General features: G+C 48.8%; 29 protein-coding genes. 3 read left to right on the forward strand and 26 right to left on the reverse strand.

The genetic code is table 11. The features are described from left to right. The 11 genes from yfmH to P397_RS0111830 all read right to left on the reverse strand — a co-directional run bounded on the left by yfmH (nucleotide 1) and on the right by P397_RS0111830 (nucleotide 11,258). Nucleotides 1–1,269 carry an EF-P 5-aminopentanol modification-associated protein YfmH gene (yfmH, locus tag P397_RS0111780; RefSeq protein ID WP_028106679.1) on the reverse strand — a complete coding sequence of 423 codons (1,269 nt, stop codon included), beginning with the start codon at nucleotides 1,267–1,269 and terminating at the stop codon, nucleotides 1–3. Continuing rightward, complete coding sequence (gene yfmF, locus P397_RS0111785; RefSeq protein WP_028106680.1) at nucleotides 1,269–2,522, reverse strand: EF-P 5-aminopentanol modification-associated protein YfmF; 1,254 nt, start codon at nucleotides 2,520–2,522, stop codon at nucleotides 1,269–1,271. The genes yfmH and yfmF overlap by 1 nt, the downstream gene beginning before the upstream one ends. After that, nucleotides 2,519–3,070 (reverse strand): cob(I)yrinic acid a,c-diamide adenosyltransferase, encoded by a 552-nt coding sequence (locus P397_RS0111790; protein ID WP_026833456.1) that lies wholly within the window; start codon nucleotides 3,068–3,070, stop codon nucleotides 2,519–2,521. Before P397_RS0111790 ends, yfmF begins: the two co-directional genes overlap by 4 nt. Nucleotides 3,071–3,106: 36 nt before the next feature. Continuing rightward, nucleotides 3,107–4,831, reverse strand: a complete 1,725-nt coding sequence (locus P397_RS0111795; RefSeq protein ID WP_026833457.1) for a sensor histidine kinase — start codon at nucleotides 4,829–4,831, stop codon at nucleotides 3,107–3,109. A 2-nt stretch (nucleotides 4,832–4,833) separates the two neighbouring features. Further along, nucleotides 4,834–5,550, reverse strand: a complete 717-nt coding sequence (locus tag P397_RS0111800) for a response regulator transcription factor (RefSeq protein WP_012369919.1) — start codon at nucleotides 5,548–5,550, stop codon at nucleotides 4,834–4,836. Nucleotides 5,551–5,736: 186 nt separating this feature from the next. After that, a complete protein-coding gene (gene ccsB, locus P397_RS0111805; protein WP_026833458.1) occupies nucleotides 5,737–6,903 on the reverse strand; it encodes a c-type cytochrome biogenesis protein CcsB in 1,167 nt (388 codons plus the stop codon). Beyond that, a complete protein-coding gene (resB, locus tag P397_RS0111810; RefSeq protein WP_235183988.1) occupies nucleotides 6,900–8,441 on the reverse strand; it encodes a cytochrome c biogenesis protein ResB in 1,542 nt (513 codons plus the stop codon). Before resB ends, ccsB begins: the two co-directional genes overlap by 4 nt. A 21-nt stretch (nucleotides 8,442–8,462) precedes the next feature. After that, entirely contained in the window at nucleotides 8,463–9,053 is a 591-nt protein-coding gene (locus P397_RS0111815; RefSeq protein WP_035414194.1) for a redoxin domain-containing protein, read from the reverse strand. 126 nt (nucleotides 9,054–9,179) lie between these two features. Then, the gene (locus P397_RS0111820) at nucleotides 9,180–9,941 is read right to left on the reverse strand and encodes a pseudouridine synthase (protein ID WP_026833461.1); all 762 of its coding nucleotides are present in this window, start codon (nucleotides 9,939–9,941) and stop codon (nucleotides 9,180–9,182) included. Next, nucleotides 9,941–10,513, reverse strand: a complete 573-nt coding sequence (gene scpB, locus P397_RS0111825; protein WP_026833462.1) for an SMC-Scp complex subunit ScpB — start codon at nucleotides 10,511–10,513, stop codon at nucleotides 9,941–9,943. The genes P397_RS0111820 and scpB overlap by 1 nt, the downstream gene beginning before the upstream one ends. Continuing rightward, entirely contained in the window at nucleotides 10,503–11,258 is a 756-nt protein-coding gene (locus P397_RS0111830) for a segregation/condensation protein A (protein WP_026833463.1), read from the reverse strand. The genes scpB and P397_RS0111830 overlap by 11 nt, the downstream gene beginning before the upstream one ends. A gap of 93 nt (nucleotides 11,259–11,351) precedes the next feature. Between P397_RS0111830 and P397_RS0111835 the strand changes: the two genes are divergently transcribed. Further along, nucleotides 11,352–11,816 (forward strand): DUF309 domain-containing protein, encoded by a 465-nt coding sequence (locus P397_RS0111835; protein ID WP_028106683.1) that lies wholly within the window; start codon nucleotides 11,352–11,354, stop codon nucleotides 11,814–11,816. A gap of 32 nt (nucleotides 11,817–11,848) precedes the next feature. Here the strand turns inward: P397_RS0111835 and P397_RS0111840 are convergent, their stop codons facing one another. From P397_RS0111840 to P397_RS0111890, 11 genes are all read right to left on the reverse strand, one after another. Beyond that, complete coding sequence (locus tag P397_RS0111840; protein WP_026833465.1) at nucleotides 11,849–12,196, reverse strand: GNAT family N-acetyltransferase; 348 nt, start codon at nucleotides 12,194–12,196, stop codon at nucleotides 11,849–11,851. A gap of 190 nt (nucleotides 12,197–12,386) precedes the next feature. Next, nucleotides 12,387–12,914 carry a type 1 glutamine amidotransferase domain-containing protein gene (locus P397_RS0111845; protein ID WP_028106684.1) on the reverse strand — a complete coding sequence of 176 codons (528 nt, stop codon included), beginning with the start codon at nucleotides 12,912–12,914 and terminating at the stop codon, nucleotides 12,387–12,389. A gap of 99 nt (nucleotides 12,915–13,013) precedes the next feature. After that, nucleotides 13,014–13,451 carry a peptidylprolyl isomerase gene (locus tag P397_RS0111850; RefSeq protein WP_012369909.1) on the reverse strand — a complete coding sequence of 146 codons (438 nt, stop codon included), beginning with the start codon at nucleotides 13,449–13,451 and terminating at the stop codon, nucleotides 13,014–13,016. Nucleotides 13,452–13,554: 103 nt separating this feature from the next. Next, nucleotides 13,555–14,559, reverse strand: a complete 1,005-nt coding sequence (locus P397_RS0111855; protein WP_028106685.1) for a S66 family peptidase — start codon at nucleotides 14,557–14,559, stop codon at nucleotides 13,555–13,557. An 83-nt stretch (nucleotides 14,560–14,642) separates the two neighbouring features. Next, the gene (locus tag P397_RS17390) at nucleotides 14,643–15,302 is read right to left on the reverse strand and encodes a hypothetical protein (RefSeq protein WP_051524020.1); all 660 of its coding nucleotides are present in this window, start codon (nucleotides 15,300–15,302) and stop codon (nucleotides 14,643–14,645) included. 108 nt (nucleotides 15,303–15,410) lie between these two features. Beyond that, nucleotides 15,411–16,712: a pyrimidine-nucleoside phosphorylase gene (locus P397_RS0111865; protein WP_026833468.1), complete on the reverse strand. Its 1,302-nt coding sequence runs from the start codon at nucleotides 16,710–16,712 to the stop codon at nucleotides 15,411–15,413. A gap of 50 nt (nucleotides 16,713–16,762) precedes the next feature. Then, nucleotides 16,763–17,575 carry a purine-nucleoside phosphorylase gene (locus tag P397_RS0111870; RefSeq protein ID WP_026833469.1) on the reverse strand — a complete coding sequence of 271 codons (813 nt, stop codon included), beginning with the start codon at nucleotides 17,573–17,575 and terminating at the stop codon, nucleotides 16,763–16,765. A gap of 18 nt (nucleotides 17,576–17,593) precedes the next feature. Continuing rightward, nucleotides 17,594–18,766 carry a phosphopentomutase gene (deoB, locus tag P397_RS0111875; RefSeq protein ID WP_028106686.1) on the reverse strand — a complete coding sequence of 391 codons (1,173 nt, stop codon included), beginning with the start codon at nucleotides 18,764–18,766 and terminating at the stop codon, nucleotides 17,594–17,596. Nucleotides 18,767–18,888: 122 nt separating this feature from the next. Then, nucleotides 18,889–19,773, reverse strand: a complete 885-nt coding sequence (xerD, locus tag P397_RS0111880) for a site-specific tyrosine recombinase XerD (protein WP_028106687.1) — start codon at nucleotides 19,771–19,773, stop codon at nucleotides 18,889–18,891. 125 nt (nucleotides 19,774–19,898) lie between these two features. After that, on the reverse strand, nucleotides 19,899–20,381 hold the full coding sequence (fur, locus tag P397_RS0111885; protein ID WP_028106688.1) for a ferric iron uptake transcriptional regulator: 483 nt from the start codon (nucleotides 20,379–20,381) through the stop codon (nucleotides 19,899–19,901). A 96-nt stretch (nucleotides 20,382–20,477) separates the two neighbouring features. Further along, nucleotides 20,478–21,014 carry an NUDIX domain-containing protein gene (locus P397_RS0111890; protein ID WP_026833473.1) on the reverse strand — a complete coding sequence of 179 codons (537 nt, stop codon included), beginning with the start codon at nucleotides 21,012–21,014 and terminating at the stop codon, nucleotides 20,478–20,480. A 185-nt stretch (nucleotides 21,015–21,199) separates the two neighbouring features. Here P397_RS0111890 and P397_RS0111895 point away from each other — a divergent pair, with 185 nt between their 5' ends. Together P397_RS0111895 and P397_RS0111900 are read left to right on the forward strand one after the other, a co-directional pair. Continuing rightward, entirely contained in the window at nucleotides 21,200–22,054 is an 855-nt protein-coding gene (locus tag P397_RS0111895) for an aldo/keto reductase (RefSeq protein WP_051524023.1), read from the forward strand. A 67-nt stretch (nucleotides 22,055–22,121) separates the two neighbouring features. Then, entirely contained in the window at nucleotides 22,122–22,778 is a 657-nt protein-coding gene (locus tag P397_RS0111900) for a type 1 glutamine amidotransferase domain-containing protein (RefSeq protein ID WP_028106689.1), read from the forward strand. A 270-nt stretch (nucleotides 22,779–23,048) separates the two neighbouring features. On the opposite strand, the gene P397_RS0111905 is transcribed toward P397_RS0111900, so the two are convergent. From P397_RS0111905 to P397_RS0111920, 4 genes are all read right to left on the reverse strand, one after another. After that, complete coding sequence (locus tag P397_RS0111905) at nucleotides 23,049–23,669, reverse strand: hypothetical protein (RefSeq protein WP_028106690.1); 621 nt, start codon at nucleotides 23,667–23,669, stop codon at nucleotides 23,049–23,051. Nucleotides 23,670–23,813: 144 nt separating this feature from the next. Beyond that, the gene (locus P397_RS0111910) at nucleotides 23,814–24,350 is read right to left on the reverse strand and encodes a PadR family transcriptional regulator (protein ID WP_026833477.1); all 537 of its coding nucleotides are present in this window, start codon (nucleotides 24,348–24,350) and stop codon (nucleotides 23,814–23,816) included. Nucleotides 24,351–24,490: 140 nt separating this feature from the next. Continuing rightward, a complete protein-coding gene (locus tag P397_RS0111915; protein WP_028106691.1) occupies nucleotides 24,491–25,078 on the reverse strand; it encodes an NUDIX hydrolase in 588 nt (195 codons plus the stop codon). Continuing rightward, complete coding sequence (locus P397_RS0111920; protein WP_028106692.1) at nucleotides 25,075–25,656, reverse strand: CDP-alcohol phosphatidyltransferase family protein; 582 nt, start codon at nucleotides 25,654–25,656, stop codon at nucleotides 25,075–25,077. Before P397_RS0111920 ends, P397_RS0111915 begins: the two co-directional genes overlap by 4 nt.

Raw genomic sequence — 25,656 nt, forward strand, 5'->3', positions numbered from 1 at the left:
TTACGCGTATGGTTTGACGATTGAAATCGCACGGTTGTCGAGTGCAAACAATTCATCAAAACGGGCTTCGATTTCTTCTTTTGTGATCGAAGCGATCAAGGTCGGTAACGTGAACAAGTTCGTCCCCGCCAAGGCATGGCGCGAAAACTGGTTGGCGATGAATTCCGGTGAGTTGAGCGCACGCAAGAATTTACCTTGCATCATGTTTCGTTTGCGGACGACTTCCGTCTCCTCGAACTCCGGACGGACAGCGAGTAAGTTCTCGTACGCCGCAATGAAGCGTTCCGGATCTTCCGTTTCCATTCCGAACGTCGCAAAGGCAAACTCTTCCTCACTCGAATAATCAAAGCTGAACGTATCATCGATCAATCCGTCTTCATACAGTTCAAGGTACGTCGAAGATGTTTGATCAAACAACAAGTGCAACAACAGTTCACTCGTCAATTCCCGGCGCAACTGTTCCTCGCCGCCGAGTGACGTGTCTTTATAACCGATCAAGACTTTTGGTGTCTTGACGTCGAGTTCAAGTTCAAATCGTTTTTTGGCGACGGTGTTCGGCTCGACCCCGTAATCACGTTCGATTGCCGGTCGGTCGGAATAGTTCTTTTTCGCCTGATTCGCTTTGATTAAAGCAAGCGTCTCCGCCGGATCAATGTTTCCGACGACGAACAAGACCATGTTCGACGGATGATAGAACGTCCGGTAACACGTATACAAATCGTCCGCCGTGATTTGATCAATCGATTCCGGTGTTCCGGCGATATCAATCCGGACCGGATGCTTCGCATACATCGATTCGATCAGACCAAAGAACAGACGCCAGCCGGGATTATCTTGATACATCTGAATTTCCTGTGTGATGATGCCTTTTTCCTTCTCGACACTTTCCGGTGTGAAGTACGGATCCTGGACGAAGTCGATCAGCGTCTCCAGATTTTGTTCAATCAATGATGTCGCCGAGAAGAGATACGCGGTCCGCGAAAACGACGTGAACGCGTTGGCAGACGCACCGAGTCGGCCAAATTCTTGGAAAACATCTCCTTTTTCCGACTCGAACATCTTATGCTCGAGGAAATGAGCGATCCCGTCCGGTACCTGAACCCAGTCATCCCCTGTTTTAAAACGGTTGTCGATCGAGCCGTAGCGTGTCGTGAATGTCGCATACGTTTTTTCGTAGCCTTTCTTCTGCAGAAGATAAACGGCTAGTCCGTTGTCAAGCTGCTCAAAAAAGACGGTTTCGTCGGTATCGTGATACGTGAACTGTTCCATTATTCTTCACCTCGCAATAAGTAAACTGCTTCTAGTTCGATTGCCGCCGCCAAACGGACGACATCGTCTCGTGTTGCCGTCTCGATGATATGAATCTCATCTTCCAGCGTCAATCCGCGCATCTTCGAGCCGTTCAACCAACCAATCAGTTGTCCCGGCTGATCGAGAATCTGACGACGTGCATTGATCAGCATCGCTTTCGTCTGTGTCAATTCTTCATCTGTAAACAGTCCAGCCTTCAAATCCACCAACTGTTCGCCGATGATGGTCTCCGCCCGTTCCGCCTGCTTCGTCTCGACACCGGCATAGACATACAACGCACCGTTTAACGCGGCGTACCGTGAGGCGGCGTAATAAGCCAAACTCTCTTTTTCACGGACGTTCATGAATAATTTCGAGTGCGGGAAGCCGCCGAACAAACCATTGACGATTTGCATCCGGATGGAATCAACCGACGTCGGATCGACGCTCACCCGGTATCCTAAATGCAGTTTTCCTTGTTTGATCGGTTGTGTCTCGGATGACCGTTTGACACCCATGACTTGTTTTTGGGCCGGGATGTAATGACTGACTTTTTCACCGTGCGACGGCAGGAAGGACAACGCATCTTCCATCTCGTCTTGTGTGACATGACCAACGACGAAAACATCGATCCGGTCCTCTTCCACCATCGACCGGTATGTATCACGCAAAGAAGATGGTGTAATCTGTTCAAGGGCCTCGAGTGTACCGAGTGACGACAGGGACACTGCTTCTCCCGGCGCCATTAATTCAAGCAGGCGTTGCTGGGCAAAACGCATCTTGTCGTCATACAACGAACTGATCCGCAAAGCGTGCAGGCGCTTCTCCTGTTTGACGAACTGTTCCCGGAATCCGCCTTCTGTCAGATCCGGATAAAAAATCATCTGTTCGAGTAAATCCAGTGCTTCCTCGAGCAGGGTCTCATGACGAACGAGATCACCGCGGACGATATCGAGTTGGAACGAGATGACATGTTCCTCCCCGAATTTCGAGGCATCCGCATACAGACCGGCGTCGTATAACGTTTCGAGCGGCTCGCGTAAAGCCTTCATCGACGGATAAGCCGCTGTCGATTTTTCCATGATATACGGTAACAATGCCCGGCTCGTCAGTGTCGCTTCCTCAAGTGGTGCTGAAAACGTCACGAGGACGGTTGTCGTCTTGAACTTTTCGGTCGGAACGAGATGAAAGGTCGTTCCTTGTTTTTTCCACGTCTGAAATGACTGACTCATGCTTCTCCACCCTTTCGTTTAAATACGTGCGCACTCCGCACATATTCGATATCCGCTTTTTGATTAACTGCATTTTCGTAACGTGCTGCCGTAAAGAAGAAGTCACTTAAGCGATTGATGAACGGCAACAAGTGATGGGCCTGTTCGACATCAATCATCGTCCGTTCGACGCGACGGCAGACTGTCCGTGCGACATGCAGGCAAGCCGCTGCTTCCGTTCCGCCCGGTAAGATGAATTTATCGAGCGGCGGCGATAATTCCGTCAAACTGTCAATCCAACTTTCGAGATCTTCTGTCGCCGTCGGACTCAAGCGTGATGCTTTTTGTTCGACGTACATCAAATCACTGCCGCAATCAAACAGAACGTGCTGGATGACAGTCAACTGTTCCTTGACCTCGATCGACGTCGCTTTCGTTCGGGCAAGCCCGACAAAACTGTTCAGTTCGTCGAGTTCCCCCATTAAGGTGATTCGGACGTCATTTTTTTTGACGCGTCCTCCGACGAGGGATGTATCTCCCTCATCCCCTGATTTTGTATAGATTTTCAAACCACTCACTCCTGTCTTATAGCGAAAGGAAGCGAATCATAAAGTTCGCTTCCTTTGTTTTTTTGGTAATTGAATTCGGAAAACAGATCCTTTCCCCAGTTCACTTTCGACTTCGACTTCCCCGTCATGTGAACGAACGACATTGGCAACAATCGCGAGACCGATGCCGGTTCCGGTTTTGCCGCGTGTCCGTGCTTTATCCGCTTTATAAAAGCGGTCGAATACAAACGGCACATCTTCTTCCGGAATTCCGTCTCCCGAGTCAATTACAGATAAAGATATTGTTTCCCTATCTTCAGCAATTTCAATCTTGATTTGCCCATCTTCCGTGTAGCGTAAGGCATTTCCGAGCAGATTTGTCATCACTTGATCCATCTGGTCCGGATCGGCTTCGAACTGGGCGTTCGGACCGACCACCTCAAAGGAAACGCGTTTTTCAAGACCCATCTGCTTGAATTTCTTAATCATTCGTTTGGCAAACGGAACCGCATCGATTGTTTCGATCCGTTGTTCCTGATAGCCGGCTTCCATCCGGGCAAGATCAAGGAGATCATTGACGAGACGCGAGAGTCGCTGCGACTCATCATAAATGATCGAGGCAAACTCTTTCGTCGCTTCGTCACTTTCCGTCATCCCGTCGACGATCGCTTCGGAATACCCTTGTAACATCACGAGAGGTGTCCGTAATTCATGACTGACGTTTGCGACAAAGTCCGCCCGCATTTTTTCGAGCTGTTGGGCTTCCGTCATATCACGCAAGACGGCAACGGCGCCGATCTGCTCTTCTTGTTCGAGCAACGGACTGACGATGATGATGTAGAAGCGTCCTTCCCGCTCGAAGGAAACCGTCATCTCTTTTTCCTTGCGCATGACCGTCTGGAACAGTTCAATCAGTTCGTCCGGTACAGGTGCACCGGCTAAAAAGGCTTCCGCCGGTGGATTGGTCGCGAGCAACTCACCCGAATCCGAGAACGTCAAGACACCATCCGCCATACATTTTAAGATCGAAGACAAGAGATGCCGTTCTTTATCGAGATCGGTGACGTATTGATTCAGCTGGCTGCTCATCTCGTTAAACGCAAGCGCCAGATCCCCGATTTCATCCCGTGAACGTTGGGTCAGACTTTGATCGAACTTTCCTTCTCCCGCCTCAACGACGGCTTGGCGAATCGTCCGAAGCGGTGCCGTAATCCGTGTTGAAAGGAAAAAGGCGAAGACGGTCGTACCGATGATGGCAAGCAGGACACACAGCTGAATGATTTGACGCGCCCCTTCGTTGGCCTGTTCGATGTTAGTCAATTGCTCAATCAAATACATCGTCCCGCTTCCGCTCTCCGTGATGAACGGAGCCCGGTATGCCAGCGCCGCTTTCCCGTCAAACGTTTCATAATTCCCGATTGCGGTTTCCCCTTCTTCGCCGTCGACGGCTTTCCAGTTCTGACGTTCCAGTTCTTTGATGATCCGGCTCGCCTTCTCTTCCGAGATGTTCGTTTCAATTGTCTCGTCGGTCGTCGCGATCAGCGTCGCACCGTATATGTCGGTTATCTCAATCGCAGTGGCTGATCCTTCTTCGAGACCGCTATGGGCTTGAAACACCGTTTCGACCTGCTGGCCGAGCTTTGCCAAGTGTCCCCGTTCCTGCTCGATATGGAACGAATTGAAAAATTCGAGCAACAAAATCGTCAAAGCAATCAAGACGACCGAGACAAGTAATAAAATCGTTCCCCACAGTTTGATGACGACACTCTGTAACCACTTCATCGTCAGGCAGGGTTATTCTCGAACTTGTATCCGACACCCCAAACCGTCGTAATCATCTGCGCCGCATTGGGTGACAAGCGGTTCAACTTTTCACGCAACCGTTTGACGTGGGTATCGACCGTTCGTAAGTCACCGAAAAACTCATAGTTCCAGACTTCTTTTAACAGTTGCTCGCGCGAGAACACTTTATCTGTCTGTTTCGCCAAGAAATACAGCAATTCGTATTCTTTTGGCGTCAAGTTGACTTCCTGTGATTCGACCGTGACGCGGTGCGCATCATTATCAATCGTCAGATGCGGGAACACGATGACGTCTTTTGTCTTCGCATCGGTATGCAGGAACTTGGTCGCACTTGCCCGGCGCAGGATCGCCTTGACACGTAAAACGACTTCGCGTGGGCTGAACGGTTTGACGATGTAATCGTCTGCCCCCATCTCAAAGCCGTGAACCCGGTTCGTCTCTTCGCCTTTCGCCGTCAGCATGACGATTGGCGTCGCTTTCGTTTTCCGCAGTTCTTCACAGACCTGCATGCCGTCGAGTTTTGGCATCATCAAATCCAGTAGAATCACATCATATTCCGTTTCCAGTGCCATCTCGAGAGCCGTTTCTCCGTTATCCGCTTCTTCAATCGTAAAGTTCTCACGTTCGAGGTACATTTTCAATAAACGCCGAATCCGTTCTTCATCATCGACGACCAAAATACGCGCTTCTTCTGACATCAGTTGATTCCTCCCATGAACTAATCTGTCTAACTCTATCCTACTACTCTTTTAGTATACTATGAAACTAAAAGAATAGCGTCTCCGACCGCGGAATTGCCGCTCCCCGCACAAAAAAAGGATGGACAGCGGAAGTTTTTCCGTCGTCCATCCTTGATTAATGATCCGGTCAATCGATTTCACCGATCAGGCGTACGAGTGAAGACCCGCAACAACCAGATTGACGAAGACGAGGTTAAACATGATGACGGCAAATCCGCCGACACATAACCACGCTGATTTTTTTCCGATCCAACCGCGCTGGATGCGCATATGGAGATAAAATACATAAAAGAGCATCGTGATCAGTGCCCATACTTCTTTTGGATCCCAGCCCCAGTAACGGCTCCATGCCATCTGTGCCCAAATCATCGCAAAGATCAATCCGCCGAGAATGAAGATCGGTAAGCCGATCGCAACCGAACGGTAGCTGATTTCATCCGCTGTCTCGAGATCGATTTTCCGAGCGATCGGTTTCAGACTTTCCGCCAACCGCTTCCGGAGAATGACGAACCGGAGCAGGATGTACAAGACGATTCCGCCGATTAACGACCAGAGTACCGTGTTGACTTTATTGGCATTGAGGAAGTTCGGCAATTCTGCCACCGCTCCTGAACCGGAGATGACTTTCCCGTTTTCAGGACCTGTCAAGACAGGCATCGTGTAGTCATGTTGCATCGTGGCACCGTTTTTCGCGACATACTCGATGGTCGAGTTTGTTCCGATTGCATTAAACAACAGACCAACGACGATGTAACCGACGACACAGGCGAGTGAAAACATGACGACTTCAAGCCACGTCCGTGTTTTCGACTCCTTGCTGAAGTCCGTCGCATGGATCAGGTACAACAAGCCGGTCGCAAAACTGACCGCCAGAATCCCTTCGCCGAGTGCAGCTGTCGTTACGTGGATTTTCAACCAAACACTTTGTAAGGCTGGAATCAACGGTTGGACTTCGTCCGGGAACATTGATGCATAAGCGATGACGAGCAAGGCAACCGGCATCGCGACAAGTCCGAGGACATTGTTCCGGTAAATCCCGTAGACGATCAAGAAGCCAAGCACCATCATCATGCCGAAGAAGGTCGTGTATTCATATAAGTTCGAGACCGGTACGTGACCGGCTCCCGCCCAGCGTGTGAAGAAGTAACCGAGTTGGGCGATAAATCCAACGATTGCGAGCGAAAAAGCAATCTTCCCTGAGCGGGTTGGTCCTTTTTTGCCACTTGTCGCAACCGCAAAGAAGCCGGTACTGATCAAATACAAAACAAAGGATGCGAGCAGTAGATTACTACTCAAACTAAGCAGATTCATTTCGATTCCCCCTCTTCCCGCAACTTCTGCCGGTCTTCCAGTTGCGGAAGTCCCACTTCGGTTAATGCGAGATTGGCTTCTTTCTGAAGCCCAAGTGCGTTTTTGTTCGTGAAGCCGGCAATTTTAATCTGCCCGTCCGCTTCTTTTAACCATAGTCTGCGGTGCGGCCAATACATGCCGATCAACAGACCCGTCATGAAGATGATTCCACCTGCGAACAGGAACGGTAACGTCAGATCTTTTTTGATTCGGACGCCAGAGATGTTCGAGAGTTCCGTGCCTGCGAAGCCCATCTTGTATTGGTTCTCATCGCCGCCGACATTCAGTTTAATCCCGATCAGACTCCGTTCCCCTTCCGGATGTTCCGGAGATTTGATCGCAAAGACGAACGCCGGATTGACTGGACGTGATGAGTTCGTCGTCGGTTTTCCGTCTTTGACGACGAAGTCCGGTAAGAAGTCCTTCAGTTCAACTTCGTACCCGTCTTTTAAGGCATAGGTTTCTTTCGGATTACGTAAGTCGACCTTGATCGTATCGACGACTTTTCCCGTTTTTTGATTCTCGATGTTAAATGACATCGTCTTGAATTCAGGATCCGCCGCATACTGTTCCTGGAAGACTTGATAACTTCCGAACTCAAACGGCTGGTTGACCGCGGTTTCACCCGACTTGATTTTTTCAAGTTTCGGTTTGAAATCGTCCGTCATACCGACCTTCTCATACAGCGTCATCTGCGTATCGTAGTTTTTCGGAACACTTCCACCCGCTCGTTTTAATGCTTCACTGAACTTCTCATCCTCTTTTGCCGGATCATAAAATTCGATGTTGAAAGCATTGTTCTCGAGATAGTATTGATTGTCCGTCGCTTCGACCGGCAACGTTTCCCCTTCACGAATCCAAAGCAACTCGTCTTCGTGCATCCCAGGAACGATTCGTAACATGGCACCACCAAAGAACAGCACCAATCCAATATGGTTGATGTATGGACCCCAGCGACCAAACCGTTGTTTTTCGGCTAACAAGGCGCCGTCTTTCCGGCGAATCTTATAGCCTTTTTTCTTGAGCAAAGGCTCGATTGCATCAATCTGTTGGACCGTACCAGTCGCCTCAGCGCCAAATCGCTGACCGCCCATAAAACGGTCGGACTGGATGACCGGTTGTTTCTTCAAAGCGCGGTAAAGCGGGAAGAAACGGTCAATTGACACGATGATGATTGAAAGAAGCAATAATGTAATCAATCCAATGTACCACCAGGATTCAAACAAGTTATGGAATCCTAACGCATAATACATATCGCCGGCCGTCCCGTATTCTTTGCCGTAAAACTCTTCCGGCGGGATGGCTTGCGGAATGTACATTTCTTGTGGAAAGATCGTCCCGACCCCGCTTGCGATGATGATCAAGCCGATCAACCACAGTCCTACTTTGACGGATGAGAAGAATGTCCATGTCCGGTCAATCCACGACTGGTTTTTTCGTTTTGAACGAAGCTCGGCTTCCTCATAACGCATATCCAGTTGCTTATATTCCTGCTGCATCATAAATTCCCCCTCGATGCGTTACTCGTTTGCTTTTTTAATCATTTCTTCTAGTTTCGCTTGATCGATTTCACCCTCATACTTCTCGACGACTTTACCTTCTTTGTTAATGATGAACGTCACAGGTAAGTTGTAGATGCCGTACGCTTTTTCGACCGAACTGTTCGTATCCATCAGAATCGGATAATCGGTTCCACCGATTTCCTTGATGAAACTCGATACGCGAACCGGTGTTTCCCCGACGTTGACCGCCACGAAGTTGACACCTTCTTTTTCCAACAGATCGACGTTGTCATTGATCAACGGCATTTCTTTTTTACAAGGTTCACAGAATGTGCCCCAGAAATTGAGTAAAAGTCCTTTTCCTTTGTACTCATCCATCGTATGTTGTTTTTCCCCATACAGATCGACAAGCGCAAAGCCTGGCGCATCGTCTCCGGCAAGGACTCGTCCGTCCTTGTCGCGTGTCGCTTGGTCCACAAACTGCATGATGACGACCGCACCGGCGAATAACACCATCGTCATGATCATCAACCGCCAAAATGAACGTTTTTTCTTCTTTTGCTTTGCGGCTGCTAGCCGCTCATCCGGGTTTTGATTCGTTTTTTTCATGTCGCACCGCCTCCACCCATATTGTACTTGAAATCGCTTAAATGTTGACAGAATGTGAAATACGTTAATCGTTTTGTCACAAACAAAGAAAACTCAACCCGCAGGCTGAGCTTCTCGCTTTACAAATTAACGTTTTTTTGTGTTCTTACGTCTTTTCGTAGGGGGAGCAACCGGATCCGCCAGCTCACGCAATTGATTGACTTCTTTTTTTGAAAGTTCGCGCCAGTCGCCTGATGTCAATCCGGCGAGTGTCAGGAAGCCAAACTGTTCACGTTTCAACTTGATGACTTCCGCTCCAAGTGTTTCGACCATTTGTCGGACTTGGCGGTTGTGGCCTTCATAGATGACCATTTCTAAAATTGCCGTATTCTTTTTCTTGTCGATGTCACGCATCTCGACACGTGCTTTGCCTGTTTTGAATCCGTCCGGCAAGACGACGCCTTTTTCAAGACCTTTGACGTGATAATATTCCGGTACACCTTTGATTTTGACGATGTAACGTTTCGGGACTTTATATTTCGGGTGCAGCAACAGGTTCGAGAACTCCCCATCGTTCGTCAGGAGTAACAAGCCGCTCGTATTGTAGTCGAGACGACCGACCGGGAACACACGGTGACCGGGCGGGACCAAATCAACGACGGTTTTACGGCCTTTGTCATCCTCAACGGTCGAGACGACGCCGGTTGGTTTGTACAGCATGTAGTAGACGTGTTCTTCGCGTTCGAGTTTGACGCCGTCCACTTCCACTTCCGCGCGTCCGCCGACTTTCGTGCCAAGTTCCGTGATGACTTTCCCGTTGACTTTGACACGACCTTCTGTGATCAATTCTTCTGCTTTGCGTCGCGATGCGACACCAGCTTGGGCGATAATTTTTTGTAGACGTTCCATTAATTTATTCTCTCCTCTAGTGACGACTCATTCCGGAAAAATAGATCCCCGTCCGCTTCTAACGTTTCTTCAAACTCAAGCGGCGGCAACTCTTCGATACTGTTCAGTCCGAAGTGATCCAGGAAATGATCAGTCGTCTTATACAATTTTGCACGCCCGACGCCTTTTGCACGTCCGGCTTCATCAATTAATCCTTTTGCACTCAACGTATGAATGACACGTTCCGTCTTTACGCCGCGAATGACTTCGATGTCCGCCCGGGTGACCGGTTGTTTGTAGGCAATGATGACGAGTGTCTCCATCGCAGCCCGGGACAAGCTGTCTTCTGCCAGGGAACCGGCATAGGCTTGCACATAAGGGGACATCTCTTTCCGGGTGACCATCTTGAAGACACCGCCCGACTCAACAATCTGCAAGACACGTTGTTCGGATTCAAACGTTATCTGAAGAGCATGCAACTGTTCCCGTGCTGCCGCCTCACTGATTTCAAGGACTTGACTCAAACCACGTGGATCGATGCCATCATCTCCAACCACAAACAATAAACTTTCAATGATTCGATCATACGCCAATCTGATTCTCCTCCTTCACTAAGGCACGTAACAAGATATCGTCATTCATCTGTTCACACGCAACAATCCGTTGTTTGACAAGTTCAAGCACTGCCAAGAAGCTGACCACCAATTCCTCAACGGTCGGCTGTTCCGTAAAGAATCCAAAAAATGTCGTCCCGTCATTGCCGAGGACATATTCGGAAACATGGACCATCTGTTGTTCGAGCGTCCGTTCTTCCCGTTTGACCGTTTTCGATCGGCGCACTTTCCAGGCGACACGTTGACGCATTTTTTCATACGCCCGCAACAAGTCACTAAAGGACAGATTCCCGCTGTAATCCTGTGTCTCGGCATCGAGATACGCCATCAAGTCTTCCGGCTGCTTTGAGAAAAGTTCAAGGCGCGCCTCTTCCTTTTCCTTTAAGACCAGTGCCGCTTCCTTATATGCTTTATATTCAATCAGTTGCTGAATCAACCCTTCGCGTGTCGGCTCCTCCTCGAAATCAGGAACATCTTCGAACTCCGTCTGTTCGACAGGTAACAGTTGTTTACTTTTTAATTGCAGGAGCGTCGCTGCCATGACAAGATATTCACTCGCCACATCCAGTTCCAGATGTTGCATCGCACGAATATAGGATACATACTGATCCGTCACGACCGATACGGAAATATCGTACAGGTCAATCTCCAGTTTCCCAATCAAATGTAACAACAAATCCAACGGGCCTTCAAACGCATCCATCTTTACACTGTATGATTCCATGATTCTCCCTGCCCATCAACGTTTTTTGCGCCTTAGTATACCATACATCACGCCGCTTCGACTATGTTATATTAAAGGAAAGGAGGTGCCTCCATGCATCCAATCGAACAGTTTGCTTTCGAATTCAACGTGCAGCAGGATTATTTTGAATGCCACGAAGTGCTCGAAGAATTGTGGCAGACGGGACAGCGCCAAGATGAGTCGCTCGTCGCGTTGATCCAACTTGCCGTCGCCCGCTATCACCACCGCCGCGGCAACTTGGCTGGAGCGATGCGGACCTATCCGAAAGCCTTCCAAAAAATCGAACGTCATGCCGGCTCCTTGGCGGGTCACGGCATCGACGTCGCGCATTTACTGGGCTTACGTCCCGCGTTCATGCAACCCGACTATCAACACATCCCGTTGCCGCTCGCAAAAGACCTGCAACGACGCATTCAACAAGTGCCGGTCGATGTCCAACACGATCCGTCCTTCTTGCGGCATAAACACGTTTTACGTGACCGCCAGGACGTCATCTCGGCCCGACAGCTGGCACTTGCGGCGCGGAATAAAAAATGAAAAACCGGTCCGAAACTACATGGACCGGTTTTTTATTGACTTTTCCACTTCTCAACAAGTCGCGTCGTTTCTTCTGTTGCACCCGTAATCTCCATCCGCATCATCTTTTCCGCTGCATCGAGCAGCATGTAAGACATCCGTTCACCACGGAAGGATGGCGATAAGGCGATATGTTTCAATTCAGCGTGGCCATCCACCAATTGAAACCCGATGATTCCGATAAAGTCTTCATCCTGTTTATAGAGATACAACTGTTGATTCTCATCTTGTTCATAGGTTTGAACCGTTTCAAGCAAATACTTCGGATCCTTCACTTCGCACGAAAAAGCGATTAACCCCATCGCGGTCCGTTCATTCAACTTTTTATATTTTACTAGCATCTGATTCTACACCTTCCTAGTTTCAACAACTCTCAGGAATATGATCGACTGAGACTTGTTTATTCTACACCTTCTCGCCTCGAAATGCTTCATTTTTCGTCAAATCGATTAAAAGTCGGTGCCTCTACCCGAAACGAGACCTCCCTGTCCGGTGACAGGGAGGTAAGCTCGTACAGTAAGGTTGTGACGATTATTTGGATCCTTCGAGGACCTTGATGAATTCGCGCATGTAATCCGGTAAATCGGGTGGACGACGGCTCGAAATGATATGTCCGTCAACGACGACCGCTTCATCGTGCCACGTCGCTCCGGCGTTTGTCATATCATCTTTGATTCCCGGCGTACTCGTGACATTGACACCGTTCAAGACACCTGCTGAAATCAAGACCCATCCTGCGTGACAGATCTGACCGATCGGTTGCTTCGTTTCATCAAAATGGCGGACCATGGCGAGAACGGAATCAAATCGGCGCAATAGATCGGGTGACCAGCCTCCCGGTACAAGAATCGCATCATACTCAGACGGTGTGATGTCGTCAAACGCTTTATCCGAGACGATTGGTACACCGTACTTTCCGATGTATTTTTCGTCAGCCTTTTCACCGACGATTTCAACAATCGCCCCTTCTTCCCGCAAGCGGTGGACCGGGTACCATAATTCTAGATCTTCAAAATCATTGCTGACAAGTTGGATAATCTTTTTCCCTGCTAAACGCATCCTATATCGCTCCTTCGTTTTTTCGATTCTTTTTCTCACTTCCCTGAATCAAGCGAAAAAAAACTCCCCTTCTTTCATCAAAAGAAGGAGAGGAATGAATTACGCTTCGACACGAATTTCTTTAATGCCAGCGCCTTGCTTCATTTTTGTAGCGTGCTCAAGACCAGACGTTACTTGTCCGAAGACTGTGTGCACGCCGTCGAGGTGTGGTTGTGGCTCATGAACGACGAAGAATTGGCTTGATCCCGTGTTGCGGCCAGCATGTGCCATTGAAAGTGAACCGGCTTTATGCTTGTGCGGGTATGATGTTGACGTTTCACACGGAATCGTCTTACCTGATCCGCCTGTACCGTTTCCGATTGGGCAACCGCCTTGTGAGACGAAACCAGGAATGACACGGTGGAAGTTCAATCCATCGTAGAAGTTCGAGTTCGCAAGGTTCTCGAAGTTTTCTGTTGTGATTGGTGCATCGTCGTTAAACAATTCAAACTCAATTTTATTTCCGTCTTCTAATAAGATATATCCAGTTTTTTGCATCGTATACCAACCTTTCGCGCTTTTCAGCTATGGTGTTCGCCACGACATTCGCGGCTCCGTTACCTAGTGTATCAAATCTCCACGCAAAACGCAGGTTTTTTACTCATTCGACAGCGGATTCGAGAATTTCGAGCTCAACCGTTTCACCCGCGGTCACCGATGCCTGAATACCGTTTGGCAACGGGAAGACCGGATCGGTATGTCCGAAGTCTGCGTCGAGTACAATCGGGAAGTCGTATCCACGGGTCGCCCGCAGGAGGATATCCTTGAGCGTGAAGTCCGGATCAAACTCGACTTTCCCGTGAAATCGTCCGACGACAATCGCTGAAATCTTTTCATATGCCCCGAGGTGACGGAGTTGTGTAAAGTACCGGTCGATCGTCTCCGGTGTTTCGCTTTCGTCATCTTCAAGCATTAAAACAGCACCGTCGAACGACGGCATATACGGTGTCCCGGCAAGCAACAACAGTGTCCCGAGATTGCCGGCGATGATTGGTCCTGCCCCTTCTCCTGCGCGGGCGACGACGTACCCCTCATTGACGACGTGCGTCCGTCTCCGGTCATCATTGACATCCCAGCGCAAACCTTCATCCGTCCATTCATCCGATGCTTCAATTTGACCGATCGGCTCCGTCTGCATGAGCGTTTTTTCAAACCATTTTTTTGTATACGCATCGAGACCATGCAGTTGACCAAACTGCGGTAAAATAGCAGGTCCGACGAACGTCGTCAAACCGGTTTTCGTCTGAATGCCGGACAGAAGAGCCGTAATGTCACTGTAGCCCATAAAGATTTTTGGATTGTTGCGGATCAAATCGTAATCGAGCTCATCAAGCAATTGATGTGAATTAAACCCGCCGATTGTCGTAATGATTGCTTTGACGTCGGGATTTTGAAATGCCATATGTAAATCTTGAAGGCGTTCCCCGATTGTTCCTGCCGTATGACTGTGAATCGCTGTCGTGTTCGGCATCACGAGGACTTGAAAACCCATCCGTTGAAGTGTCTCGATCCCTCGTTGCAGACGACGCGGTACATACGCTGCGACCGCTGATGCCGGCGAGAGAATCGCTATCGTATCGCCTTTTTGTAAGCGTAGTGGTTTCATGAAAGTTCCCCCTTTTCCATTACAAGTATTTCCATTATAACAAATCGAATGGTAAGCGGACACTCTCGTTATTTAATCCATTTTTATAATGTCACGAATAGTGAATTTCCGTTCTCAAGCAATTCACCCTTTTTCGAAACATAGTCTACCTTGACCGTCATATGTCGAAGTATCTTTTGCTCGCGTAGCGATTTTGCCCACGCCGTGATCTGCACTTTATCCTGTTCGTGTCGCTTGCGTGGCACGTCAATTAAAATCGTCGGTGCCACGTCAGCACGCAAATAGGCGTTTGAGTCAAAACGATCGGTACCAAGCTGTTGGATCTCATCGTTATCATAAAGAACCCGCACAATTAACTCCTCATCCAACTTTTCGAGAGTAGGCGACGTGATGCTTCGTTCTAAGCGATCTTCCCAGAGTGACGCATGATACGAATCAACGAATGTCCCCGATTCTTCAGTCTGATAGATTAAAAATTCCGTATTCGTTTTTTCATCAACAGCTCGAGCTGCGTATTCAAACGAAAAATTCCCCATACTATCGTAAACACTACCGGTCACCCGCGCGTCTGGAAGATACTTCTGCTTTTCTAGGTAAATCTTGGCTTCGCTTTTTATTTTCTCTTCTTGTGCTACGTCTGGCTTCGCATCTTGCCAAAAGGCAAAAACCAGTATTACAACTCCACATCCGATGACTCCGATTAGACTGAAGATCACGATGATCAAACGCTTCATAAGCTTCAATAAAAACCCTCCTCATTTTTGGAGTACCAATTTTTTACACTTTCGATTTTACCATAAAAAAAGAGTAGCGGACGAAGTCCGCTACTCAGGCAATATTTATATGATTGATTACTGAATGACAGCGTGAACGAGCGGGCGTGCTTCCGGCTTCGTCTCACTGATATGGTACGCGTGGTCCATTTTTTCGATTGCTTGGTCGAGTGTTTCTTTGTTCGAACGGAGTGTCGCGATGACATCACCGACTTCGACTTTGTCGCCGACCTTTTTGAATAATGTAACGCTTGCTGCGTGATCGATGACATCTGCCTTCGTCGCACGGCCTGCACCGAGAATCATCGCTGCGACACCGACTTCATCCGCGATGATTTCTGAGACGTATCCTGCTTTAGACGCCACGAAATCTTTTTCGAACTTCGTTTCGAGTGCTTTCGACATATCGTCAACAAGTGACGCGTCGCCGCCTTGCGCTGCGATGAACTTCTTGAAGACGTCGAGTGCTGCTCCGTTTGCGAGACGTGTCTCGAGATCGGCATACGCTTCGTCAAACGTCGGGTAGAACTCACCAAGGACTGCCATGTGCGAAGCAATCGTCAACGCGATGACTTTCAGATCGCGAACGTCTTTGCCTTGAAGAACTTCGATCGCTTCCTTGACTTCGTTTGCATTCCCGATTTCGTTTCCGAGCGGCTGATCCATGTCCGTGATGACGGCGATCGTCTTCCGGTTAACACTTTTCCCGATCGATACCATTTCCGTCGCAAGCGCTTTTGCGTCTTCAAATGACTTCATGAAAGCACCTGAACCCGTTTTAACGTCAAGGACGATGCTGTCTGCACCGGCTGCGATTTTTTTCGACATGATTGAGCTTGCGATCAACGGAATCGAGTTGACCGTCGCTGTCACATCACGTAACGCATACAATTTTTTATCGGCTGGTGTCAGGTTACCCGTTTGACCGATGATTGCCATCTTGATGTCGTTGACTTGAGAAACGAATGCTTCTTCCGTCAATTCCACGTCGAATCCAGGGAACGCTTCGAGCTTATCGATCGTTCCGCCCGTGTGGCCAAGACCACGTCCGCTCATCTTCGCGACAGGAATTCCGATTGATGCAACAAGTGGTGCGACGATCAGACTGATCTTATCGCCGACTCCGCCTGTTGAGTGTTTGTCGACTTTTTTACCGTGGATGCGTGATAAATCAATCACGTCACCTGATTCGACCATCGCCATCGTTAAATCCGCGATTTCGCGGTCCGACATGCCTTGATAGAAAATCGCCATCGACATGGCTGACATTTGGTAATCCGGGATGTCACCGTTCGTGAATCCTTCGACCATCGCTTTAATATCGGCTGTTGGTAACTCGCCACCGTCTCGTTTTGTTGCAATCAAATCTACCATACGCATAATAAGTTCCTCCTCAAGGGGTCGTTCGTATTTTTATCGGGCTACAATTCTTACATTTTTTTGATCGAACCGCGGACAAGTGACAGGAAGTGCGCACGGACACGTTCCGTCGTTTCCATGACTTCGTCATGGTGAAGCGGCTGATCGAGAATGCCGGCTGCCATGTTCGAGACACACGAAATACCAAGCACGCGCATATCCGAGTGGCGGGCGACGATGACTTCCGGAACCGTCGACATACCGACGACATCTCCACCGAGCAACCGGGCGAGTTTAACTTCCGCCGGTGTTTCGTACGTCGGACCTGTATTGCCGAAGTAAACGCCTTGACGCACTTGAATGCCAAGTTCGTCTGCTGTTTCTTGGGCAAGACGCAACAATTCAGCGTCATACGGCTTCGACATATCCGGGAAACGGGGTCCCATCTCATCAACGTTTTTCCCAATCAACGGGTTTGTGCCGAAGAAGTTGATGTGATCCGTGATCAACATCAAATCTCCCGGTTCAAACGCTTCGTTGCAAGCACCGGCTGCGTTCGTGACAATCAGTGTTTCAACACCAATCGCTTTCATGACGCGGACAGGGAATGTGACCATCTCCATCGAGTATCCTTCATAGAAATGGAAACGTCCTTGCATCGCAACGACTTGTTTCCCTTCGAGCGTTCCGAATACGAGTTGCCCGGCATGACCTTCAACCGTCGAGACAGGGAAGTTCGGGATATCGCTGTAAGGAATCGCAATCGGATTTTCGATGTCATCCGCCAGGACACCGAGTCCTGAACCGAGAATTAAACCGATTTCCGGTTTCGCCTGCATCTTGCTTTCTAAATACGACCGTGTTTCATTCCAATTGACTGTCATCTGAATCGCTCCCTTAAATTAAAGTTCTGACAAGAAACTCTTACCATGCGCCGGCAGCTTCACATTAAAGTTATCGGCAACCGTTGCCCCAAGATCGGCAAACGTCGAACGGATTCCCAAATCATTTGCGACACCATTTTTGTGGTAAGCAAGTAATGGCACATACTCGCGTGTGTGATCCGTTCCTGGATGAACGGGATCATTTCCGTGGTCCGCTGTAATGATCAAGAGATCATCTTCCTGAAGACGTTCAAAAACTTCCGGCAGACGGGCATCAAATTCTTCAAGCGCCTGACCGTACCCTTGCGGATCACGACGGTGACCAAACAATGCGTCGAAGTCGACGAGGTTCAAGAAGCAAAGTCCTGTAAAATCACGGTCAAGTTGGTTGACGAGTTGGTCCATACCATCCATGTTCGATTTCGTGCGGATGGCGTCCGTCACGCCTTCGCCGTCGAAGATATCAGCAATTTTCCCGAGGGAAATGACATCGAGTCCGGCTGTCTCGAGTTCGTTCATGACAGTCCGGTCAAACGGTTTCAACGCATAGTCATGACGATTCGACGTCCGGACCCAGGCACCTTGTTCTCCGAGGAATGGACGGGCGATGATCCGGCCGAGCATGTACGGGTCATCACGCGTGATGTCACGAGCGTACTCACAAATCCGGTACAATTCTTCGAGCGGAACAACTTCTTCGTGCGCTGCGATCTGAAGGACCGAGTCAGCCGACGTATAGACAATCAACGCACCTGTCTCGACGTGTTCTTGTCCGAGCTCATCCAAGATTTCCGTTCCGGACGCCGGCTTGTTGCCGATGATTTTCCGACCCGAGAATGTTTCGAGACGTCCAATCAAATCTTCCGGGAACTTCTCAAACACACGGAACGGCGTATCGATGCGAAGACCCATGATTTCCCAGTGTCCGGTCATCGTATCTTTGCCGGCCGATACTTCTTCCATCTTCCCGTACGCTGCGAGCGGCGCTGCTTCTGCTGAAACGCCTTGGATCGGTGCGATGTGCGAAAGACCGAGTTTTGCCATGTGCGGCATGTTCAGACCATTACGCTGCTCCGCAATATGTCCAAGTGTATGCGCTCCAAGATCGCCAAACTGTTCGGCATCCGGTGCTTCTCCGATTCCCACTGAATCCATGACGACTAAAAATACACGTTTGAATGGTTGAGCCATGTTAAAATTCCTCCTAATACTTATTGCTTACTGTTAAAACAAATCCCGTTAGAATTTTCCCGCAAACGGACTAGACAAAACACCCTATTTGTCTGAAGTCAGACCTTTAAGAGGTAAAACCATCACGCACGCGGATGATGGTTTTTATAGACGTCGTGCAGACGGGCTTTATTGACATGCGTATACATTTGCGTCGTCGATAAATCGGCGTGACCGAGCATTTCCTGGACAACCCGCAGATCAGCTCCATTTTCGAGGAGATGGGTGGCAAAGGAATGACGCAAAACGTGTGGCGTGATCTCTTTTTCGATCCCGGCTTCTTTTGCCCGGCGCTTAATCATCTTCCAAAAACCCTGCCGCGACAAACGATCGCCCCGGCTGTTAAGGAACACATAATCGGTTTGTTGACCGCCGAGACTGTTGCGGGCGAGATCCAGATAGACCGTCACACTGTCGATCGCCGTCTGACTGATCGGGATGATGCGGGTTTTGTTCCCTTTCCCGAGACACGACAAGTAACCGAGTTCCAGTTGCAGATCATTCAATGTTAATTGTAACAACTCACTGACTCGCATGCCGGTGCCGTACAGCAGTTCGAGCATTGCTGCGTCACGCCGGACGAGCGGATCGTTGCCGACGACTGAATCAAGCAAACGAACGATATCCGTTTGACTCCAGACGACCGGTAACTTTTTGTCGGGTTTCGGTAAATCAAGATGTCGCGACGGATCGTGCCGGACGATCTGCCGTTCCACTAAAAATTGATGGAACGAACGAATCGAACTCGTTGACCGCCGGACTGTCGCACGCGACTTTTGTGCCTGAAGCAGAGATTCGATGTGAAGGACGATGTGGTGGCGCGTGACTTCTTCCGGTGAAGAAATCCCTTCCCGCTCAAGCGTCGTCAGATACTGGTTTAAATCATTTCGATAGGCAGCCGCCGTATTCGCGGACATTTGCCGTTCAATCACTAAATAGTTGATAAATGCTTCCAGTTGTTGCCTCACTGAACTCATCCTCTATCGTTAAGAAATCGCTTACTTTCCCATCATATCAAAGGTGTAAACCGTTGTGAAGAGGTCTGACCTATATTTTTAAAAAAGAAAAACCGTCCTCTTTTTGATGAGGACAGTCAGACGGTTTGGGTTTGTGATTGTTCCAACGCTTCCCGTGCGTGCCGTTCTTGGCAGACGCGGCAAACACCATGGAACGTCAACCGGTGATCCTTGATCTTAAACTGAAAACGCGAGACGATTTCTTTTTCGACTTCTTCTAACATATCATCTAAGATTTCTTCGACGGATCCACATTCGATACATACAAGATGGTGATGCGAGTGACTCGCTCCTTCTTGCCGTAAATCAAATCGAGATACGCCATCTCCGAAATTGACTTTATCAACGACTTCTAACTCCGTCAACAGCTCAAGCGTCCGGTAAACCGTCGCCAGTCCAATGTCTGAGTTTTTTTCTTTGACCAATAAAAAGACATTCTCCGCACTGAGGTGATCCGACTCATGCTCAAGCAGAATCCGTACGGTCGCTTCACGTTGGGGAGTCAGCTTATATCCTTTACCGCTCAGCTGTTTTTTAATGCGTTCAACACGACTTTCCATCATAGCGCCCCCTTTGGTCGAAACTGATGGTTTTATCATAGCTGATAATCACTCCTTTTTCAAATTAAAATGATTATCAACTGAAAATCATTTACTTTAGAATGATTTTAAAGTACGGATGTGCCAATGTTGGATCGCCATGATCGTTTTCGCATCGACGATTGTCCCATTTTCCACTAATTCCAGCGCCCGTTCAAGCGTCAGCGTCTGGTTTTCGAGGAATTCATCGGCATCGAGCTGCCGCTCCCCTGCCGTCAATCCGGTTGCTTCATAAATATGTACCCGTTCACTGCAAAAACCGGGTGCCCCGTAAAAATCAAACACATGGGTTAATTCGCCCGCTGCATAACCGGTCTCTTCCTTTAGTTCTCTTCCGGCACAATCTACCGGATCCTCGTCCTTTTCCAGTTTCCCGGCCGGAATTTCAATGGATAGTTGTTCAAACGCTTTGCGGTATTGCTCAACGACCAACAAATCTCCTTTTTCATCAAAGGCGATGATGGCGACCGCTCCGTTGTGGTAAACCAGCTCGCGGACGGACGTGTTGCCGTTTGGTAAACTGACGACGTGCTTTTCGACGTTAAAGACTTTTCCTTCATAGATTACTTCCCGCTCAATTGTTTTTTCTTCCATCATGTACACCTCTTCTGTTCGGATTCGAATCACTGCTTTCTTCTCTTCCTCAGTATGCCTGTTTTCCGATTCCGGACGCAAGTCTGTTTCATTCTTTTGGGCAAGAGCACCCGGAACGAAAATCAACCGCTAAATATGCTAAACTGAGTAGCAGTAGCACTAGTTGAAAGAAAAGAGGGATTGATATGGCATTAGGATTAGGCACGATGACGATTTTGAAGCGTGGTCAGGAAGAAGCAACAGAAATTCTACGGACGGCGCTTGATGAAGGAATCGTTCATTTTGACACGGCGGATGTCTACGCAAACGGAGCGGTCGAGTCACTGATCGGGCAAACGTTTTCACCTGAAGATCGGAGCCGGTTGTTTCTTGCTTCCAAGGGCGGCAACCGGATGAACGCGACCGGAACGGGCTGGACGTGGGACCCAAGCTATGACTATTTGAAACAGGCGTGTTTCGAGAGTCTGAACCGACTCGAAACATCGTACCTCGATTTGTATTATGTTCACGGCGGAACGATGGAAGACGATCTTGATGCGTCGATCCGTGCGATGAAAGATCTCCAGCAGGAGGGACGGATCAAAGAATACGGTTTGTCTTCCTTGCGTCCGAACGTCATCAACTACTGGCTGGAGAACAGTGATTTCAGTTATTTGATGACACCGTATTCGCTGCTTGACCGTCGAATCGAAGAATTGTTGCCGCGGCTTCAAGAACGAAACATCAAACTCGTGGCCCGCGGTCCGCTGGCAAAAGGTCTGTTGACGACGGAGAGTACATCCCGTCTTCAATCCGTCGACCGGTTTGAACAATACGATAAGGAACAGCTGGAGCAGGTGTTGACGACACTCCAAGCCTATCCGCTTCCGGCGATGGCTCTTCAAGCCATCGATCAACAGGCGGATATCGTCTTACCCGGCGCATCCAGCGTGTCACAACTCCAAGCGAATCTGAAAGCGATGCGGGAAACGTTGTCGGCAGAAGAAATCGCACACGTCCTGTCCTTGCTTCCTGTTCATACGTATACAGAACATCGATAAGGTTTGAGTTTTTTCAGACGAGGGAATCTCCTTCTTTGTAACGTTATTACAGAGGAGGAGTTTTATTATGTCAAAAATTTTAATCGTTTCAACCAGTGCTGATGATATGAACGGTCACAAAACAGGATTATGGTTCGAAGAGTTCGCAGCCCCATTCAACTTGTTCCACGAAGCCGGCCATGACGTCACGGTCGTTTCTGTCAAAGGCGGCGATGTCCCGATTGATAAAGCTTCAATGGTCAAGGAAATTCTGCCAAAATTCCAAGATGCACGCCGTGCTCTTCATGATACGACGCCACTCGCGGATGTCGATCCCGCATCATTTGATGCCGTCTATTTCCCAGGTGGTCACGGAGCGGTCGTCGATTTCCCGAACAACCCGCTTGTCGCCGGCGCCATCGAAGCAATGGTCAGAAAAGACGGCATCGTCGCTTCTGTCTGCCACGGTCCAGCGGCGTTCGCGCATGTTACGATCGACGGTAAACCGTTCGTCTCAGGTCGCCAAATCAACGGCTTCACAGACGAAGAAGAAAAATCAACAGGTCTTGAAGATAAAGTACCGTTCTTGCTTGAAACAACGTTACGCAGCGAAGGCGCAACGTTCTTGACGTCAGATGCCGGCAAAGAATTTGCTGTCATCGACGGCAACGTCGTCACAGGTCAAAACCCGGCTTCAAGCGAAGCAGTTGCGAAACTTATCTTGGCGAAACTGGCAACGGTCTAAAAGCATCTAATTGAACTGAAAGAGACTGACTCAACAGTCGGTCTCTACACAGATGAGGGTGGCGGATTTGATATCCGTCACCCTCATTTTGATTCAAAAAAAATGACTTCCTTCGCGCAACGCTTGCAGGAAACAGCACAGAAATCCGTACTGTCAGAGACGAACAAGACCCGCTTTCCTGCCTCAATCAGGCAAGGATGCGGGGTCTTGTTGTTTTAGCTGAGAAACCATGTGCAATAGAGCGATCCCTTTTGCCATGGTTTTGCTTTATCACCGTAACAGCCGTTCACAATTCGTGCGTTCACGCTGTAATTCTTCCAGTCGTTGTTGGTCCTTTTGATACTCGGGTTCGAGCTCTTGACGTCGTTGTTCAAGACGGGCTTGTTCATCCGGCGTAAACGAACGGTGAATGATCCGCTCACGACGGTACCACCGCTTAGCGATAATTTCCGGTGCCGGTCCTGTCTTCAATGTCTGGACGACTTGTTCATAGGCAAGCCGCGAGACTTCAGCTTGTGGCGCGACATCACGCTGCTCCTCGCAGAGCTGCTCGAGGCGGCTTGCGACGAAAGGACGTGTTTTGATCGTCAACTGTTGTTTGATGTCGTGATGGAGTGTTTGTTCGACTTGGGCGCGTTGCATCGCTTCTTCTGTTTCCACCGAAATGACATCAAAGTCCACCGTCGATTCGTCTAAAATCTGTTCCATCTCTTCGAACGACAACCACATCATTTGTTGCGCAACAAACCGGTCAATCAGTCCGGATTCGACATAATAATCGCTGATTTCGCCTCCCCATTTCAGTTCCTTGACGGCATAATCGGCATATTGTTCAATCATCTCGTCCGTTTCTTCATCGATCCAGTCTTCATAATCCGTAAATACACTCACGCTTTTTGTTACCTCCTCTAATGCTCTTACAATTCATCTACTCTATCACAGTCTGCATCAAAAAGAATCCACAAAAAATCAACTCACTCTGCCCTGAACAGAAGTGAGTTGATGTTAGATCACAGACCGTGAAATCCCCGCAGGTCAGACATTGGCCTGATTTTTTTTGATTTCTTCAATCGCCCAGTCACACCAGTCGAGGTAGTTGAGCATCATCCGTAATCCATATTCACTGGTCAGCGTTTCCCCAAGCGTGGCCCCGTTCTCGAGATGATCTTTTCGCCACACCCGCATCAAGTCGACCGCAAACTGGTGATGCCGTTTGGACTCTTCCAGATACAGGACCGCTTCATCCGGAGGCAACAGATGCAACAAAGACACCCGCATCAGATTCTCGTCCTTCATCTTCGGTTTGAATTCACTCGGCGCCCGCAGCCAGGCAACGAGTGCCGTTTGTCCTTGTTCCGTGATTGAATAGACTTTTTTATCGGGCAGGTCTTCTTGAACGATATAGACACTTGTCACCAGTTGATCGTCTTCCATCTTTAATAATTCACGGTAAATTTGTGTATGATGCGCCGTCCAAAAATGCGTCATCTGTTTTTTGAACGTCGTACTTAAATCGTATCCGGTCGCTTCTCCCTGAGTTAGCAGTCCGAGCAATGCAAATCGTAACGCCACTGGCTGCACCTTCTTTCATCAAATGTATATATTGTTAATTATCTCAGAGAAATGTTTATTATGCTACTTTCTGCCTAGCTTTCGGTCAAAAAGAAAAAGAACTGCCGCGTTTTCTCCGCTAGTCAGTCCTTTTGTTACGTTCACCGTTCACAATAAGCTTTTATTCCTGCATACACCGTCTTCCAGTAGTCGGTCGGATGCGGCACGAATTGATTGCGTTGAATGGTTTCACCTTCGACCGTTGTTAAGACCGTCGTTTCTTCTTCCGCCAACCGGGCGAACTCAGCGAACGAAAAAGCGAGGAGCCGGCGGACTTCCGTCGTCTGCAACGAATAGCCGGTCAGTGGTTTTGCCGAGTCCGTCAAGAAAAGATGAATCCGTTCCCGATCAATGAAGCCCGGTAAGCGTAATTCTTCTTGATACACACCGAGTCCATGCAGTTCTTCAAAAGACTTGACGAGTCCGATTTCTTCTTCAAGTTCCCGGACTCCGTCAGCAACTGACTCACCGGCCAACAGATGACCGGCCGCCGTGATATCCAGCATCCCGGGAAAGTCTTTTTTCTGATCTGCCCGTTGCTGTAACACGACCTGCTGTTTTATGCTGTCGATGACAAAACAATGAAACGTCTCATGCCACAGACCTTGCGTATGCACGTCTTGCCGCGTTGCCGTATACAAAGGTTGTCCGGCTTCATCCACCACCATCAGCTGTTCCGATTCACTCATCGTAACACCTTCGAGGCTTGATAAAACCGTTCGCCGACTGTATACAATTCAGCAATTAAAAAGACGAGCGCAATCCAAATGATGGCACTTGGGAACAGTAACATCGCGGTCAAAAAGAGGAATCCTTCCGTCCGTTCAACCAATCCCGGTTGATACTGGAACGACTTGAACCCATAATTCTCGCTGACTGCTCCAATCGCCAGAAACATCGTCATCCCGATCACAAAGGAAGCGATTAAAAATAAGATGACGACTTGTGTCTCCGGAAAGCGGAGCGCAAGTCCAAGCAAAACGGACAGTTCGACGATTCGATCGAGCACCAAATCAAGAATCGTTCCGATCGGCGTCGTTTTCTCACGTCGCGCCATCGTGCCGTCCACGACGTCTAACATACCAGAGATCCATAATAGTAAAATGGCAATACCCATCATATCATTGTATACAAAAAACCCTGTCGCACCCCCGATGATTCCGGAAATGATAGTCACTTGGTTCGCTGAAAGTCCCATTTTCTTTAATAAGGTCGCTACCTGTTCAAAAAGGGGCTGGACAACTTTTCTGGCCCGTGTATCTAACAT

This window comes from Exiguobacterium undae DSM 14481 (assembly GCF_000620805.1).
Taxonomy (GTDB): Bacteria; Bacillota; Bacilli; order Exiguobacteriales; family Exiguobacteriaceae; genus Exiguobacterium_A; species Exiguobacterium_A undae.